This window comes from Enterobacter sp. JJBC, from assembly GCF_036936505.1.
GTDB classification, from domain to species: Bacteria; Pseudomonadota; Gammaproteobacteria; order Enterobacterales; family Enterobacteriaceae; genus Enterobacter; species Enterobacter hormaechei_C.
Genome location: NZ_CP136935.1, coordinates 2,503,853 through 2,519,363 on the forward strand (window position 1 = coordinate 2,503,853; position 15,511 = coordinate 2,519,363).

The following is a 15,511-nucleotide window of genomic DNA, read 5'->3' on the forward strand; positions in this document are numbered from 1 at the left end:
GCCAAAACAAAATGCCATTTTCAGCGACTGTTTAAAAAAACATCGCCGGTTTGATATATCCTGTATCGTCATGCCTGGTATGAAGGGCGCGCGTTAAAATAAAAATTGTTCAATTACTATTACGTTTACCACTTCTGGCTCAGCTGGGCCGATGGCGCGCAATGCTTATGGATTAATTAAAGACAATATATCGTATCTTCACAAATAATTATGGCGGACTTTGCCCGCCATAACCGATGCTCTGTTTAGTCCGCCGCCACGCGGATCACGACCTTGCCGAAGTTTTTCCCTTCCAGCAGCCCAATCAGCGCCTCCGGCGCCGCGTTCAGCCCTTCGGTGACCTGCTCGCGATAGTGAATTTTGCCTTCCTGCACCCAGCGTCCCATTTCCTGCTGGAACTCGCCGATACGATGACCATAGTCCTGAGCGATGATAAAGCCCTGCATGCGGATGCGTTTTTTCAGGATGGTCCCCATCAGCAGCGGCAAGCGATCCGGCCCCTCCGGCAGGTTGGTCGCGTTGTAGCCGCTGACCAGTCCGCAAACCGGCACGCGCGCGGAGGTATTCAGGAGCGGCAGCACGGCGTCAAAGACTTTACCGCCGACGTTTTCATAATACACGTCAATGCCCTGCGGGCAGGCTTTCGCCAGCTGTTCGGCAAAATCATCCGCATGGTGATCCAGACAGGCGTCGAAACCGAGCACGTCGACCGCATGACGGCATTTCTCCTCCCCGCCAGCCACGCCGATGACCCGGCACCCTTTGATTTTTCCGATCTGCCCCACCGTTGCGCCAACCGGCCCCGTGGCCGCCGCCACGACGAGGGTTTCTCCTGCCTGAGGCTGGCCGATATCGAGCAGCCCCATATACGCGGTGAAGCCCGGCATCCCGAGCACGCCGAGTGCCCATGAAGGATGCGACGGGTTTTCACCCAGCTTCACCAGCCCCTGCCCGTCGGACAGTTCATACTCCTGCCAGCCGCTGTAACCCAGCACCCATTCACCCTCTTTATAATCCGGATGGCGGGAGGTCTCGACGCGGCTTACCGTGCCGCCCACCATCACCGCACCAATCTCGACAGGAGGTGAATAGGATGGCGCATCGCTCATACGGCCCCGCATGTACGGATCAAGCGAGAGCCATACGGTGCGTAATAACACCTGTCCCTCTGCGGGCGTGGGGATCGGCTGCTCTTCCAGGCGGAAATTTTCGGCAACCGGCGCGCCGTGTGGACGGGAAGCCAGTACCCAGCGTCGGTTTTGCGTAGTTGATTGATTCATTCTTCGCTCCTTACTGCTGAAAATGTCATTCAAGTCTGGCACGTTATCCTGCGGATCGCCTTTGCATTATGAGCCGGACTGATTAAGCCGCACGACCAGATAGAGGCACGATTCATCCGTTTCGTTGATAAACCGGCAGTCGTTCGGCGGCCCGAGTTCCAGACAATCTCCGGCCTTCATTTCATGGCGGGTATCCCCCTCCAGAAAGACCAGTTCACCTGCCTGCAACCAAATCAGCTGTCGCGCCAGCGCGTAAGAGGAAGCGGGCATCGGCACATCGCTGCCTGCGGGTAGCTCCACCTGGACGAGGTCGATAGGCATATCGGTGCGCGGCGACACATGGCGACGCAAATAGTGGGTTTGCGGATCGCGCCAGACGGGCTGGTTCGCCAGACGTAACAGTTTGCCCTCCTGCATTTCCGCGCGCGCAATGAGCGTAGACATGCTAATACCGAAGGCACCGGATAACCGAGCAAGCAGCGTCGCCGTTGGGCTACTGTCACCCCGTTCAATCTTATGGATCATGGCGCGTGAGATACCTGCCCGTTCGGCCAGTTCGCTTAATGACCAGCCACGCGACTCGCGTTCAAGGCGTATGCGGGCGCTAATGCGTTGATTCATATTGTCTGTCATTGTATTCATGACGTCATACTATAGTGTACGGATGGTTTTTCGGGGGAGTTTTGTGACAAAAAAACAGGGATTTTGTCGTAGCGATGGAATACATGAACTGTGTAATATTGTGAGAAAATCATACTACTATAGTGAACAACACAGCCAGAGGTTAACCATGATTGTTCGTCATGCCTGCAAAGAAGATTGTGCCGCTATCGGTGAAATTTATAACCATGCGGTGCTGCACACCGCCGCAATCTGGAACGATACAACTGTCGATACCGATAACCGTATTGCATGGTTTGAGGCGCGCACGCTGTTGGGTTATCCGGTGCTGGTCAGTGAAGAAGAAGGTGTAGTGACGGGATACGCCTCATTTGGCGACTGGCGAGCATTCGACGGTTTTCGCCATACGGTGGAGCACTCGGTTTACGTTCATCCCGATCATCAGGGCAAAGGCATTGGTCGACTGCTAATGATGGAATTAATTAAGGAAGCCCGCCAGATTGGTAAACATGTGATGGTTGCCGGTATTGAGGCGCAGAACCAGGCGTCGATTCATCTGCATGAAACCCTGGGCTTTGTTACCACCGGAAACATGCCGCAGGTAGGAACCAAATTCGGTCGCTGGCTGGATTTAACCTTTATGCAACTCCAGCTCGATGAGCGCAGCGATCCGGATGCTCTGCCATGAATCAATCGTTGACGTTAGCATTTCTGGTGGCCGCCGGGATTGGGCTGGTGGTACAAAACACCCTTATGGTGCGCATTACGCAATCCTCTTCCACCATTCTTATCGCCATGCTGCTGAACTCGCTGGTGGGGATTGTGTTGTTTGTCAGCATGTTACTGGTGAAAAATGGCCTGGCGGGGTTTAACGAACTGGCGTCAACGGTGCGCTGGTGGACGTTGATCCCCGGCCTGCTGGGGTCTTTTTTTGTCTTCGCCAGTATTAGCGGATATCAGAATGTGGGCGCGGCAACGACCATTGCCGTACTGGTGGCAAGCCAGCTGATTGGCGGTCTGGTGATGGACATCCTCAAGAGCAACGGCATTCCCCTGCGCGCGCTGGTTGGCCCGGTCTGCGGCGCAGTGATGCTGGTGGTTGGCGCCTGGCTGGTGGCACGGCGCCAGTTTTAACCCTTACAGGATAGTCCCACCCTGCGTGAGGTGGGCATGGCGTGCCTCCGCCTCTTCTTTATGTTGCTTGCCATGATGCGCAATCGCGGTACGCAGGCGCTGCTGCTGGGTATAACGATCTTCACGGCTGAGCTCTGCATCATCGCTTAATTCGATCAGCAGTTCGTTCATGTGGGTAATCACGCTCTCTTCGATGGTGGCATCGACGCGGGCGATAACTTTGTTTAAATGTGACATTGTCACTCCTTATCACGTGCCGGGTGACGCTACGCTTCCCCGGCCTACGGGTGCTAGCTGTAGGCCGGGTAAGGCATAGCCGCCACCCGGCAAGAATACGATCAGTTCAGCTTCGCTTTCGAGAAGTCACTGCCCATCAGACTCACGCTGTACCCGGTCACGTTGCTGCGGGTCGCGTAGAACGTTTTGCCGTTAGCTAACGCAATCCACGGTGCCTGCTGATAGAAAATCTCCTGTGCCTGTCCATACAGCTTCGCACGTTCGTCCGGGTTGCTGGTCAGTTTGGCCTTTTGCACCAGCTCATCATACCCCTTATCACACCAGCGCGCGGCGTTAGATCCGGTTTTGATGCTGTTACAACCCAGCAGCACATCGGCGAAGTTGTCCGGATCGCCGTTATCAGACATCCAGCCGAACAGCGCGGAATCATGCTCGCCTTTGCGCATGCCGGAAAGGTACTCACCCCACTCGTAAGAGACGATTTTCGCCTTCACACCCACTTTCGCCCAGTCAGCCTGGATCATCTCCGCAATGCGTCGCGAGTTCGGGTTGTACGGACGCTGAACCGGCATGGACCAGAGGGTCACTTCCGCGCCCTTTTCCAGACCCGCCTGCTTCAGCAGCGCTTTCGCTTTTTCCGGATCGTAGCCGTAATCCTTCAGGTCTTTATTAAAGCCGAGCATGTTCGGCGGGATCGGCGATTTAGCGACCGTACCAGACCCCATAAAGACCGCGTTCACAATGGCCTTTTTGTCCGTCGCGTAATTCAGAGCCTGGCGCACCAGCACGTTATCAAACGGTTTTTTCTCCGTGTTGAACGCCAGGTACCCCACGTTCAGCGCATCCACCGAGTGCAGGGTCAGGTCTTTGTTTTTCTTGATCGCTTCAAACTGCACCGGCGACGGCGCAGGAATGATCTGACACTCGTTCGTTTGCAGCTTCGCCAGACGCGTCTCAACGTTTGGCGTGATGGAGAAGATCAGGTGTTTGGTCGGCACCTCACCGTCCCAGTAGTTCGGATTGGCGACGTAGCGGATCAGCGAATCCACCTTGTACTGCTGAAGCACATACGGGCCGGTGCCGATTGGCCAGGTGTCCACATTTTCAGGTGTCCCCTTTTTCAACATCGCGTCCGCGTACTCGGCAGAGAGGATCGAGGCGAAGTCCATTCCCCAGTCGGCCAGGAACGCCGCGTTGGGTTCGCTCAGCGTGAACTGGACGTGATAATCGTCGATCTTTTTCACATCCTGAATGAGCTTGTCGAGGCCCACGTCATTAAAGTATTCGTAATTACCCTGGGAAACATTGTGATAGGGATGCTTAGGGTCTTTCTGACGCATAACGGAGAAAATAACGTCATCAGCGTTAAAATCACGGGTAGGTTTGAAGTATTTATTGCTGTTGAATTTTACCCCTTTACGCAGGGTAAATGTGTATGTTTTGCCGTCTGGCGAAATGGTCCACGACTCGGCCAGAGAAGGCACCGGCGTGTTTTTTACCGGGTCGAAGTTAATCAGACGGTTATACAGCGTTTGCGAGCTGGCGACAAACGAAGGTCCAGAGCTGGCGATCTGCGGGTTAAACGACTCCGGCGACGCCTCGGAGCAGTAGATAATGGTGTCTTTATTTGCCGCCCATGCGGCGCTTGCCGGTAGCAGCGCGCTCAGCGCGAGGGCGAGCACGGTTTTCCCTGTAGACATGGTTATTACCCTTTCGGTTTTATTATAGTGAACAGTAATAACAGCACAGACGTATTGGCCTGACAAATAACGAATCACTATCAGGTTATTCTAAAGCCGTACATTTCGCTGGTTTTAGCATCACCCCGCAGAAACCGATTTGCCTTAAGGTTCATTATTCGTCAAGCACAACCATCACGATCAATGCCGCAAGAAATCGTCCCTTTTATCGTCTCCTCCGCCGTTTGCTTGCTTAGCTGTTTCGTTAAAGTAATGGCGTGAAGAAGTCTACAGGACCAAATCGTGGCAAAAACACTTTTACGCAGCGGTAATCTGGATGATTTTCAGGCCGTTGGTGGCGGCGGACAGGCCGTTTTTGAATCAGCGCTGCAAATCCGCGAAGCGCTTCGGTTGCGCAAACAACAGGCTATCGTCGATTGTCTGGCCATCCCCCAGGTCTACGACGGCGGCGATCGCGTTGACTGGTACTCCCCGGTTGAGGGAACCGTCTCCAGCTGGAAGGCGGCGGATGAAGATGATCGTTATCGCGCCCTACGCTATCTGGAAAACACGCTCGCCAGCGTGGAGTCGCTGAGTAAAAAATGCCTTCAGTCACCGAAAACGGCGCAGCAACTGTTTGGCTCTCTGCTCTCAAAAGCCTTTCAGTTTCCCGGTGAAAACTTTGTTTTCCTGGTGGATGGCAAACCGGTGATCTGCTTCTGGGGTTTCGTCAATCTTAACGAGAACGCGCGCGACGACGTGCTGGACTGCCTGCGCGAATCGTTGGTCCCTGAACCTGAGCCAGTGGTGATTAACGAGCCTGAACCTGAACAGGAGCAAGAACCGGCCCCGGTAGTGACCTTTGAGCAGGCCGACGCGCCGCTTATCACGCCTGTGGCTTCCGTCCGTATCACCGAAGATGAACTGTATACGCCAGAGCCGGTGCGCATGAACGCCGCGCCGCCAGAGCCCGCACCGGCGGCCATGCAGAAAAAACGTCGCTCCCCCCTGTGGTTGCTGCCGGTTGCCGCCGTCATTATTGCGGCCATTGCCACCCCGCTGCTTTGGCCAAAACAGGCCCCGACCGCAGCGCCTGTTGCCACACCAGCGCCAGTGCCTGTCGCCATTGCTCCGGCCCCCGTAAAGACGGTCGAGCCGCTTGAGCTGAAACTCCCGCTGCACCAGGCCGAAGTGGTAGAGCCGAAGGTGAAAACGCCTGCACCGGCAGCCGAACCAGTGGTCATTACCGCGATACCGAAAGATGCGATGGTGATGGAGGCAAACCAGGTCAAAGCGGGGTTAACGCGCTTCCTGAATGGCACCTGGCGCGCGTTTCTCGATGTGCAGGATCCGCTCACCGGCAAACCGCCGTCGCTGCGCTACCAGATCCAGAACAATAAAGGTTTCGCCCGGGTTGTGCATGGCGACAACATTGTCTGCCGGGTAGACGTCTTTTCCGGATTACACAGCAACGGCGAGCTGTTGATCAAAACGCGCGGAAACGCTCGTTGCACCGACGGTTCACGCTATCCGATGCCGGAAGTGACCTGTAAGGCAGGTGCCAGCGACGTGGCGGAATGCACCGCACGTTACGATGCCAACACCATCGTTCCTCTGACGTTCAAGAAAGCAGGTGTCTGATCCTATGCTGGTTAATCTTTGCGACTATAAACAGAGCGTGACGCTGATTGCTAACAGCGGCGTGCAGTTTCTCGATTTTGGCCTGACTCCGCAGGACACCGCCAGCAACGGGCGTTTCGTGCGTAAAACGGCAAATGGCCCGCTGTTGCGCCTGGATTTTGATCTGGTTAACGGCCGGTACACGCTGCCTGCCACCGATGGCGGGCAGCCGGAAGTGGTCAAGCCTGAAAGCACCATTCCACTGCGTAACTCCCTGAACGTGCTGGACGGCGTCTGGCTGCCGCTCCCTTTCCTGCGCTTTAACCCGCCGCGGACGTTTGTTGATGGCCCGGATAACTGGGCACGCGTCCAGGTACGAAAGCTTTCCACGCCCGACGCGGCTGGCAATACGCACCGGGTCACCGTCGCGCTCGACAGCCAGATTGCAGAGCATGCGACGTCTGCGCTGTCGCCGGTTGAAAACGATATCCTTAACGGCACGCGTTTCGCGCTCGCCTGGCGCGACAGTGAGGTTGAGAGTTTCCTTGACCAGACCTGGATTGACGGCTGGCTGCGCGAAGCCTTTACGCAATTTGCCGACGGGGTTGAAAAACGCTCCGAGCGGGAGCTGCATCAGGCCATGCGCAGCTTTGAATATCAGGCACACTGGCTCAACCTGCTCTCCATGCTCGGGGAACAACTCACCGTGCCGGAAGTGAAGTTTGTCACCCATACCCTGAGCACCCCTGCTATTCCTGTCGATCTGATCCTTGACGTAGGCAACACCCACACCTGCGGCGTGATTATTGAAGATCATGGTGATGCCAACGACGGCCTGCGCCAGACGGCTGAACTTCAGGTACGATCTCTGAGTGAGCCACAGTTCCTGAATGAGCCGCTGTTTACCAGCCGTCTTGAATTTTCCGAAGCGCGTTTTGGCAAGCAGCACTTCTCGGTGGAAAGCGGCCGGGAGGATGCATTCGTCTGGCCGTCCATTGTCCGCGTGGGTGATGAAGCGCGTAAGCTGGCAATGCAGCGTCTGGGCACGGAAGGCAACAGTGGAATTTCCAGCCCGCGTCGCTATCTGTGGGACGAGACGCCGGTAGTGCAGGACTGGCGCTTTAGCCAGATGAACAGCAAAACCCAGCGCGAACCGCTGGCAACTGCGTTTCCGCTGATGAACCTGATGAACGACGACGGGGAACCACTCTTTACGCTGCCGCAGGATGAGCGTCTGCCGGTGTTCTCTCCGCAGTACAGCCGCAGCACCCTGATGACGCACATGCTCTGCGAGCTGCTGGCTCAGGCGCTTGGCCAGATTAACAGCGTGGCCACCCGCTTGCGGCTCGGCTTCCCGGCCTCTCCCCGCCAGCTGCGGACGCTGATCCTCACCCTGCCTTCGGCAATGCCGAAACAGGAGCGCGAGATTTTCCGTCGCCGCATGTTCGAAGCCATCGCCATCGTCTGGAAAGCGATGGGCTGGCACCCGCAGGATGAAGATTTTGCCAGCCGCAAGCAGCAGGAAAAAAGCGTGGTGCCGGTCCCTGAGATCCAGATGGAGTGGGACGAGGCCAGCTGCGGCCAGCTGGTGTGGCTGTATAACGAAGCCATTTCCCATTTCGGTGGCCAGACCGAGGCCTTTTTCGCCTCCCTCGCCCGTCCGGATCGCGCGCCTGAGCCTGGCGTCCTGCCGGGGCGTGCGCTGCGCGTGGCCTCGATTGATATCGGCGGCGGCACGACGGATATGGCCATCACGCACTATCAGTTAGATGATGGTTCCGGAAATAACGTCAAAATCACCCCGCAGCTGCTGTTCCGCGAAGGGTTCAAGGTCGCTGGCGATGATACGCTGCTGGACGTGATCCAGCGCTACGTTCTGCCCGCGCTGCAAACCCAGCTTCAGAAATCCGGCATAGCCGATGCCTCCCAACTGATGGCATCCCTGTTCGGTGATTCCGGGCGGATCGATACCCAGGCGGTCCTGCGCCAGCAGACGGCGCTTCAGCTTTTTATGCCGATAGGTCACGCGATCCTGGCGGCGTGGGAATCGAGCGATGTTGACGATCCGCTGGCCGGGCTGCATGCCACCTTTGGCGACCTGCTTACGCAAAAACCGACGCGCAACGTGATGAATTATCTCCAGCAGGCGATTGACCATGCGTTGCCTGCCGGCTCAGAACACTTTGATCTGTTCAGCGTACCGCTGCACGTCAGCTTTCGGGAGATGCGGGACGCCATGCTGGCGGGTCAGTTCACGCTTGCCGCCCCGCTTCATGCGGTATGTGAGGCGATCTCTCACTACAGCTGCGATATCCTGCTGATCACGGGACGGCCGGGCTGTCTGCCGGGCGTTCAGGCCCTGATTCGCCACCTGCAACCGGTGCCCGTCAACCGCATCGTCTGGCTGGATAAATACCAGGTTCATGAATGGTATCCGTTCAGCCAGCAGGGACGGATCGGCAACCCGAAATCCACCGCTGCGGTGGGAGCGATGCTCTGTAGCCTGGCGCTGGATCTTCGTCTGCCGCGCTTTAACTTTAAAGCAGCGGATATCGGCGCGTACTCTACGGTGCGCTATCTGGGCGTGCTGGATAACACGATCAATACCCTGCGGGACGAGAACGTCTGGTATCACGATATCGACCTCGATAAACCCGGCGCGAAACTGGACGCCCGTCTGCACTTCCCGCTGCGCGGCAACGTTACGCTCGGCTTCCGGCAGCTGGCCAATGCCCGCTGGCCCGCGACGCCGCTCTATACCCTGAGCATCAACTCTGCCGAGCTGGCGAAAGCCATTGCGGGCGACGGCGTACTGAACGTGCGCCTGAAGCTGCGTGGCGGCACTAAGCAGGGAGGTCCGGAATCTTTCGAGCTGAGTGATGCCTGGCTACAGGACGGCACGCCAGTGCCGCCGGATGCCCTGACCTTTAAACTGAATACTCTGGCCGATCGCCGACACAGCGGCAGCCACTACTGGATCGACAGCGGGAGCGTATACCTCAAATGACTGCGACGACTGCCACCACTCAGGCCTTAATCGGGTGGATCAACGAGACGCGACAGCACGCCCCGATGCTGGATAACGAAGCCGACGCCCTGCTTGCCCGCCTTAACGCAGTAAGCGCGCGTGAAGAGGCGCTCGATCGCGCCCTTGTCAGCCAGGGCAGTATCGGCCTATATGGCCACTCGCAGGCCGCGAAAGCGCACCTGCTGGCTGCCCTGTGCGGCAGCGGGGACGAACGGCTGAACGTTACGCCGGGTCAACGCACGTTTGATTACTTCTCGCATATTAACCCCGGGCATGCACCGACCAACATGGCCGTGCGTTTCAGCAGAGCGTCCCGCGAGGTCGCAGACGACGCGTTTCCCCTGCGCCTGCGCCTGGTAACGGAGGCCGAGCTGGTGCAGCTGTTTATCGCGCGCACCACGCTGGATCCACAGATCCGCGCGGTGGATAAATCGGTGATTGAAGCACGGCTTGAGAAGTGGCGGGCGCTGCGTCAACCGCAGAGCGTGCCGGGAATGACGGCGCGGGAAGTCGCGACCATAGCCCGGTTCTGGCAAAGCGTAGTACCCGGCGCTAAGCAGCATATTGATGATGCCCTGTGGCACCAGTTTGCTCTGCTGGTTCCGTCGCTTGATCTCAGCACCCGCGCCAGCGTCTGGTCTCTGCTGTGGGGTGAGCAGCAGGAGTTAACCCAGCAGTGGCTTAAATTCGCCCAGGTGCTGCATCAAACCAGCCATGCCAGCGCACTTGCGGCGCCGTTGAGTCTGCTGGTGGACAGCTTTGGTCTACCCTGCGAAGGCTTTCTTACTCACAGGGCGTTTACCGTGCCGGAAGCACAGGAAACACTGCTTCATCCGGTAAAAAACGGCGAGCTGCTTAACGCCATTAGCCTGCCCGTTGATGTACTGGCATCTCTGACCCGCGAAGTGGTGCTGCCCGTTGAGAACTGCGTGCTGGATAACGTTGACGTCATTGATATTCCGGCCATTTCTGAGGAAAACACGCCGCTGATGATGCAGGCAAAATGCCTGTGGTTGCTGGAGCATTATCGTCAGCACATTCAGCCAGATGTCCTGGTTATCTGCAATGCAACGGCGCACCACCAGCAGACCGCGAAAACGGCAAGGCTCTTGCAAAACTGGGTCAAAGAGACGCAGCCGGTTGAAGAATCCGCGTTGCCGGGGCTGGTCTGGGCCATTACCCCTCATGATGCGCGGTTTACCACAAAGCAGAATCTGGACGAAGCGGTGCAGCAATTGCTGGGCCAGCCGGGTCTGCGCTGGGGCACGCTTCAGGCGCTCGATAGCCACAGCATGCAGCGAGTGATTGAGTGGCTGTCGCAGGCTACCCTGCCGGCACAGCGCCAGAAGCGTCTCCGCGCGCTGAAAAGGCTGTTACAAGAGTCGCTGTCAACGCTGATGCGCCCATATGTCGCGCCTCTCACTCAGGAGCCAGGCGCAGGGCGGGCAATGGCCGAAAAAATGGTCCGAACGCTGCAAGGCAGTGCCGCTCGTCATGGTGAACTGCTTGAGGGGCTTCTGCCGCCGTTAAACGCGTTTGAGACGCTGCTGACCGTCCACCAGCCTCGTGAGGAACAGGTCAACGGCCTGTTTAACGATGTTATCGATCTGTTTGCGGAAGAGACGCAGGAAAATCCTGGCGCGTTGCAGACCAAAGACAAAGCGCGGCTGGCCCATAACGTGTGGGTTAACCATCTTCGTCAGTGGAGTCGCAACGACGCGGCGGCTGCCCGTCTGGGCCTGGACGCAGAGGTACTACAGCAGATTGCGGATGTGCTGATCGTTACCAGCTACCGGCTGGATCTGCCGCTGCAACTGCAACGCATTGCAGAAAAAGATAAAAGCAGCGCCGCGCAGCTGCATGCCGCGACAGGCAATTTCATTAGCTGGCTTGGCTATGAACTGACACCCGTCTCTGAACGGCCTGCAAGCCGGATCCGCAAAGGTGAGCCAATTTTTGTGACGCCCGTTGTGAGCAGCGCCTCACCCCGTCTTACCCGACTTGGCGAGCAGCCTGTCCATGCGGCGACAGCCTATGTCTATGACTGGTTGGTTGCGCTCTACACCCGCGCGATTGAGAACGTGGATTATCAGTGTCCGTATGACGTTCAGCCTGCGGCACGGAAAGCCTTGTCTGCCTTGCTGTCTTAATCATTCCAGCCCGCAACAATGCGGGCTGCCCATTCATGAGCCGTTTATGAAGCCAGACAAAGCCTGAGCCAACGCTGACGGGTTTTCCCAGGACATTGAATGGCCCGCATCAGGGATAATTTTTACAGCAACGCCGTTTTGTTGCAGACGATTAAAATCGTCATCAGGCAGGGATCGCTCACCAAAAACTAACATTACCGGGCAGCGCAATGACAAGAACAGGTGTTCCCAGTCAGGTTTAACGCCCTCGACCAGGCTTGTTGCGCCGCGCCAGACGGCCCAGGGGGCATTACTTTGAAGGCTTCCAGCCCACGGCGACGTTTCCGCCCGCAGCATGTCATCATAGCCCTGAGCCAGAAAATGTTGTTCCGTTTGGGCCGCAATTGCCCGGCTGAACATCCCGCCACCCGCATGAAAATTGGGTTCAGACACTATCAGGCCCTTAACGCGCGACGTTAACAGCGTTGCCGTTTCGATCGCGATACTCCCCCCCATGCTATGACCATAGAGCCATAGACTATCCAGGCCGAGATGGTTTAACAGTTCAACCACCACCTGCGCCTGTTCGCTCGTGCGATAACGGTAGATGTCAGGTTTGTCACTGTAACCGCTACCGGGAAGATCGATCAGAATGGCTCTGCGCCCCCCGAAACGGGTATCACAGACAATACGAGGATATTCATACGACGATGCACAGCCCAACCCGTGGATAAACACAACCGGGTCACCGAAACCGGGAAGATCCTGCCAGCGCACAGTGCAGCCTGCTTGCTGCGAATAGAAACTGTTCATAAGCACTCCATGTATGACAGACTGTATATTTATACAGCCTCAATGTATGGAATGCTATGTCTGGATGCCGATTCTGGAAGCGTGCTTCAGAAAAGAGAGATCAACAGGGCAACAGGAAAGCTCATCGGCCAGGTGGAACCCACCAGGAATGCGCTCAACAGGCGAATACGTTTACGATCTTTAGACAGGAACCAGGTGATTAATGCGCAGATGGAGGCCATGATTGCGTAGAACACCAACATCTTTTGATACAACGTCATTCTGTTTACCTGAGCCGAAAAATAACCGCACGCAATATGCGTCATATGTTGACACAGATCAAGTTTTTTCGTTACATCATAACCACTTAAATACTATGGATAATAACAACTGAGTACCTTGTGTAACAACGCCGGGTAAAGCAAAACGGTTATTATTGATAACATGCAAATTAAATGCACTTTTTGATAAATCCATCCCCGCAGAAAGCAGTTTAATAACAGCAGGCTTTTAAGGGAGGAAACATGCTACGCATTCCGCAGAGTTGCATTCACACCCGTTCCACGCCTTTCTGGAACAAAGAAACGGCCCCAGCTGGCATTTTTAAACGTCACCTTGATACGGGCACGCGTCCGGGCGTTTACCCTCGCCTTTCGGTGATGCGTGGCGCAGTGCGTTATCTGGGCTATGCTGATGAATTTACACCTGAGCCTGACAGCGAGCTCGTCATTGAAGCGGGTCGTTTCGGCGTTTTCCCGCCAGAGAGATGGCACCACATTGAGGTGATGACCGACGACACCCTGTTCAATATTGAATTCTTTGTTGAACCTGAGGTGCTTAAGTCCCTTTAAGCACCCGCCAACATGAAGGAAACTATGATGTTACGTATTCCTGAAAACTTTGTTCATACCCGCTCGACGCCGTTCTGGAATAAAGAGACCGCCCCAAAAGCGCTTTTTACCCATCACAACACCAAAGCCGGCGTGTACGGTCGGTTGTCCGTCATGCAGGGTGCGGTGCGTTACTTTGGCTTTGCCGATGGCGACGCCACCGAGCCCGATCTGGAAGTGGTCATTGAGGCCGGTTCTTTTGGCATCTCCCCACCGCAAAAATGGCACCGCATTGAGCTTCTGACCGACGACACCTATTTTAATATCGACTTTTTCGCGGATCCTGCCGTCACGCTCAGCGGTGCGGGCATCGGTAAAGTGGTCAACACGCATAAGGAGTAAATAATGGGTAAGGCTACCTATACTGTGACCGTCACCAACAACAGCAACGGCGTGTCAGTGGATTATGAAACAGAAGCGCCAATGGAGCTGTTGATCCCGGACGTCGCGGCAGATGTCGTGAAGGATCTGGTGAACACCGTTCGCGCCTACGATACGGAAAATGAACACGAGGTATGTGGCTGGTAAGCTGAATCGCCCGGCACTGCGCCGGGCATGAGGGTTTAGTGTTTAAACATGACATGTCGGACTACCGTGTAATCCTCAAGTCCGTAGACCGACATATCTTTTCCGTAACCGGATAACTTCATCCCGCCGTGCGGCATTTCGCTCACCAGCATAAAATGGGTATTGACCCAGGTGCAGCCATACTGCAACCGTGCGCTGAGGCGATGGGCGCGTCCGACGTCTTTTGTCCAGACGGACGAGGCCAGGCCGTATTGCGAATCGTTAGCCCAGTTCAGCACCTGCGCTTCATCCTCAAATTCTGTCACGCTGACCACCGGGCCAAACACTTCTCGCTGGACGATCGCATCTTCCTGCTTCGCCCCGGCCAGCAGCGTTGGCTGGAAGTAATATCCTGCCCCCTCTTTTTTACTGTCACCGGTGACGACGCGGATATGTCCAAGGGTTTTGGCCTCGTCCACGGCAGCACAAACGCGGGAAAGATGCGCTGCGGAGCTGAGCGGGCCCAGCTCGGTTGAAGCATCGTCCGGCGCGCCCATTTTCAGGCTGGCAACGGCTGCGCCCAGCTTTTCGACCAGCGCGGGGTAAATCCCCTTCTGGGCATAGATACGACAGGCTGCGGTACAATCCTGACCAGCATTGTAGAAACCAAACGTACGCACGCCTTCAACCACGGCATCCAAATCTGCATCGTCAAAGACAATGACCGGCGCTTTTCCGCCCAATTCCATATGGGTACGTTTAACTGAAGATGCGGTATGCCCGATAATATGTTCTCCGGTAGCAATAGAGCCGGTGAGAGAAACCATACGGACTTTTTCGTGGCCGGTCAGCGGATCTCCTACGGTTTTTCCGCGACCAAACAGCACGTTCAGCACGCCTGGAGGGAAGATATCTTTCGCCAGTTCCGCCAGCTTCAGCGCCGTCAACGGGGTGATTTCAGACGGCTTGATGACGACACAGTTTCCCGCCGCCAGCGCGGGCGCCAGCTTCCACGCCGCCATCATCAGAGGATAGTTCCAGGGCGCAATAGAGGCGACAACGCCAACCGGGTCGCGGCGGATCATCGAAGTATGTCCTTCGAGGTATTCTCCGGCAGCCAGCCCGTTCAGGCAGCGGGCGGCCCCGGCAAAGAAGCGAAACACATCGACCACGGCCGGGATCTCGTCCCCCTGGACACAGTGCAGCGGTTTCCCGCAGTTAAGGGATTCCAGATTTGCGAACGCGTCAGCGTTGGCTTCTATCACATCAGCCAGTTTCAACAGACATTCGGCGCGCGTTTTCGGCGTCGTTTGTCCCCACTCTGTAAACGCGCGATCGGCAGCCTGGACGGCAGCGTCCACCTGTGCTTCCGACGCTTCAGCAATCTCCAGCAGCACATCACCCGTGGCAGGATTATAAACCGCCTGCTTCTCACCTTCGCCGGCCACCAGTTCACCATTAATCAGCAATTGATTTTGCATAGCATCGTCCTGTTGAAATCGACATTGTTTTCGCTGTCAGCACACGTTCTGGCGGACATGTACGTGACAACGTCACGTCACCAATCCGCACTCCTTTACTAAAGGTAGACCGC

General features: G+C 56.3%; 15 protein-coding genes. 8 read left to right on the forward strand and 7 right to left on the reverse strand.

The genetic code is table 11. The annotated features are described in order from the left end of the window. Positions 1 to 245: 245 nt before the first annotated feature. Positions 246 to 1,280, reverse strand: coding sequence for an NADP-dependent oxidoreductase (locus RY075_RS12095; protein ID WP_109948785.1), 1,035 nt, complete (start codon positions 1,278 to 1,280; stop codon positions 246 to 248). Between the two features lie 66 nt (positions 1,281 to 1,346). Continuing rightward, on the reverse strand, positions 1,347 to 1,922 hold the full coding sequence (locus tag RY075_RS12100) for a helix-turn-helix domain-containing protein (protein ID WP_003856978.1): 576 nt from the start codon (positions 1,920 to 1,922) through the stop codon (positions 1,347 to 1,349). Between the two features lie 148 nt (positions 1,923 to 2,070). Between RY075_RS12100 and RY075_RS12105 the strand changes: the two genes are divergently transcribed. After that, positions 2,071 to 2,589, forward strand: coding sequence for a GNAT family N-acetyltransferase (locus tag RY075_RS12105; protein ID WP_109948784.1), 519 nt, complete (start codon positions 2,071 to 2,073; stop codon positions 2,587 to 2,589). Next, positions 2,586 to 3,035, forward strand: a complete 450-nt coding sequence (locus RY075_RS12110; RefSeq protein WP_032658547.1) for a DMT family transporter — start codon at positions 2,586 to 2,588, stop codon at positions 3,033 to 3,035. The genes RY075_RS12105 and RY075_RS12110 overlap by 4 nt, the downstream gene beginning before the upstream one ends. Positions 3,036 to 3,038: 3 nt before the next feature. On the opposite strand, the gene RY075_RS12115 is transcribed toward RY075_RS12110, so the two are convergent. Both RY075_RS12115 and RY075_RS12120 read right to left on the reverse strand, forming a co-directional pair. Next, positions 3,039 to 3,272 (reverse strand): YdcY family protein, encoded by a 234-nt coding sequence (locus RY075_RS12115; RefSeq protein WP_003856971.1) that lies wholly within the window; start codon positions 3,270 to 3,272, stop codon positions 3,039 to 3,041. Between the two features lie 101 nt (positions 3,273 to 3,373). After that, the gene (locus tag RY075_RS12120; RefSeq protein ID WP_003856968.1) at positions 3,374 to 4,972 is read right to left on the reverse strand and encodes an ABC transporter substrate-binding protein; all 1,599 of its coding nucleotides are present in this window, start codon (positions 4,970 to 4,972) and stop codon (positions 3,374 to 3,376) included. A gap of 282 nt (positions 4,973 to 5,254) precedes the next feature. On the opposite strand from RY075_RS12120, the gene RY075_RS12125 reads away from it, so the two are divergent. From RY075_RS12125 to RY075_RS12135, 3 genes are read left to right on the forward strand one after another with little or no spacing between them, the layout of a single operon-like run. Beyond that, positions 5,255 to 6,592, forward strand: coding sequence for an SrfA family protein (locus RY075_RS12125; protein ID WP_023324697.1), 1,338 nt, complete (start codon positions 5,255 to 5,257; stop codon positions 6,590 to 6,592). A gap of 4 nt (positions 6,593 to 6,596) precedes the next feature. Beyond that, the gene (locus RY075_RS12130) at positions 6,597 to 9,578 is read left to right on the forward strand and encodes a virulence factor SrfB (RefSeq protein WP_109948783.1); all 2,982 of its coding nucleotides are present in this window, start codon (positions 6,597 to 6,599) and stop codon (positions 9,576 to 9,578) included. Next, a complete protein-coding gene (locus RY075_RS12135; protein WP_063401978.1) occupies positions 9,575 to 11,749 on the forward strand; it encodes a virulence factor SrfC family protein in 2,175 nt (724 codons plus the stop codon). Before RY075_RS12130 ends, RY075_RS12135 begins: the two co-directional genes overlap by 4 nt. 33 nt (positions 11,750 to 11,782) lie before the next feature. Here the strand turns inward: RY075_RS12135 and RY075_RS12140 are convergent, their stop codons facing one another. Together RY075_RS12140 and RY075_RS12145 are read right to left on the reverse strand one after the other, a co-directional pair. Further along, positions 11,783 to 12,541, reverse strand: a complete 759-nt coding sequence (locus RY075_RS12140) for an alpha/beta hydrolase (protein WP_032658563.1) — start codon at positions 12,539 to 12,541, stop codon at positions 11,783 to 11,785. Positions 12,542 to 12,627: 86 nt separating this feature from the next. Continuing rightward, positions 12,628 to 12,801 (reverse strand): GhoT/OrtT family toxin, encoded by a 174-nt coding sequence (locus tag RY075_RS12145; protein WP_003856960.1) that lies wholly within the window; start codon positions 12,799 to 12,801, stop codon positions 12,628 to 12,630. A 243-nt stretch (positions 12,802 to 13,044) separates the two neighbouring features. Here RY075_RS12145 and RY075_RS12150 point away from each other — a divergent pair, with 243 nt between their 5' ends. From RY075_RS12150 to RY075_RS12160, 3 genes are read left to right on the forward strand one after another with little or no spacing between them, the layout of a single operon-like run. Further along, the gene (locus RY075_RS12150) at positions 13,045 to 13,371 is read left to right on the forward strand and encodes a DUF1971 domain-containing protein (RefSeq protein WP_015570441.1); all 327 of its coding nucleotides are present in this window, start codon (positions 13,045 to 13,047) and stop codon (positions 13,369 to 13,371) included. 27 nt (positions 13,372 to 13,398) lie between these two features. Continuing rightward, a complete protein-coding gene (locus RY075_RS12155; protein ID WP_003856958.1) occupies positions 13,399 to 13,752 on the forward strand; it encodes a DUF1971 domain-containing protein in 354 nt (117 codons plus the stop codon). A gap of 3 nt (positions 13,753 to 13,755) precedes the next feature. Then, the gene (locus RY075_RS12160; RefSeq protein WP_003856955.1) at positions 13,756 to 13,938 is read left to right on the forward strand and encodes a DUF1869 domain-containing protein; all 183 of its coding nucleotides are present in this window, start codon (positions 13,756 to 13,758) and stop codon (positions 13,936 to 13,938) included. Positions 13,939 to 13,973: 35 nt separating this feature from the next. Here RY075_RS12160 and patD read toward each other — a convergent pair whose 3' ends face one another. After that, entirely contained in the window at positions 13,974 to 15,398 is a 1,425-nt protein-coding gene (gene patD / locus RY075_RS12165; protein WP_302378507.1) for an aminobutyraldehyde dehydrogenase, read from the reverse strand. Between the last annotated feature and the right edge of the window lie 113 nt (positions 15,399 to 15,511).

Coding starts and splice junctions, on each gene's coding strand:
- RY075_RS12140 (WP_032658563.1), bottom strand. CDS start 12,541: ATGAACAGTTTCTATTCGCAGCAAGCAGGCTGCACTGTGCGCTGGCAG.
- RY075_RS12110 (WP_032658547.1), top strand. CDS start 2,586: ATGAATCAATCGTTGACGTTAGCATTTCTGGTGGCCGCCGGGATTGGG.
- RY075_RS12150 (WP_015570441.1), top strand. CDS start 13,045: ATGCTACGCATTCCGCAGAGTTGCATTCACACCCGTTCCACGCCTTTC.
- RY075_RS12155 (WP_003856958.1), top strand. CDS start 13,399: ATGTTACGTATTCCTGAAAACTTTGTTCATACCCGCTCGACGCCGTTC.
- RY075_RS12100 (WP_003856978.1), bottom strand. CDS start 1,922: ATGAATACAATGACAGACAATATGAATCAACGCATTAGCGCCCGCATA.
- RY075_RS12160 (WP_003856955.1), top strand. CDS start 13,756: ATGGGTAAGGCTACCTATACTGTGACCGTCACCAACAACAGCAACGGC.
- RY075_RS12095 (WP_109948785.1), bottom strand. CDS start 1,280: ATGAATCAATCAACTACGCAAAACCGACGCTGGGTACTGGCTTCCCGT.
- RY075_RS12145 (WP_003856960.1), bottom strand. CDS start 12,801: ATGACGTTGTATCAAAAGATGTTGGTGTTCTACGCAATCATGGCCTCC.
- RY075_RS12105 (WP_109948784.1), top strand. CDS start 2,071: ATGATTGTTCGTCATGCCTGCAAAGAAGATTGTGCCGCTATCGGTGAA.
- patD (WP_302378507.1), bottom strand. CDS start 15,398: ATGCAAAATCAATTGCTGATTAATGGTGAACTGGTGGCCGGCGAAGGT.
- RY075_RS12135 (WP_063401978.1), top strand. CDS start 9,575: ATGACTGCGACGACTGCCACCACTCAGGCCTTAATCGGGTGGATCAAC.
- RY075_RS12115 (WP_003856971.1), bottom strand. CDS start 3,272: ATGTCACATTTAAACAAAGTTATCGCCCGCGTCGATGCCACCATCGAA.
- RY075_RS12120 (WP_003856968.1), bottom strand. CDS start 4,972: ATGTCTACAGGGAAAACCGTGCTCGCCCTCGCGCTGAGCGCGCTGCTA.
- RY075_RS12130 (WP_109948783.1), top strand. CDS start 6,597: ATGCTGGTTAATCTTTGCGACTATAAACAGAGCGTGACGCTGATTGCT.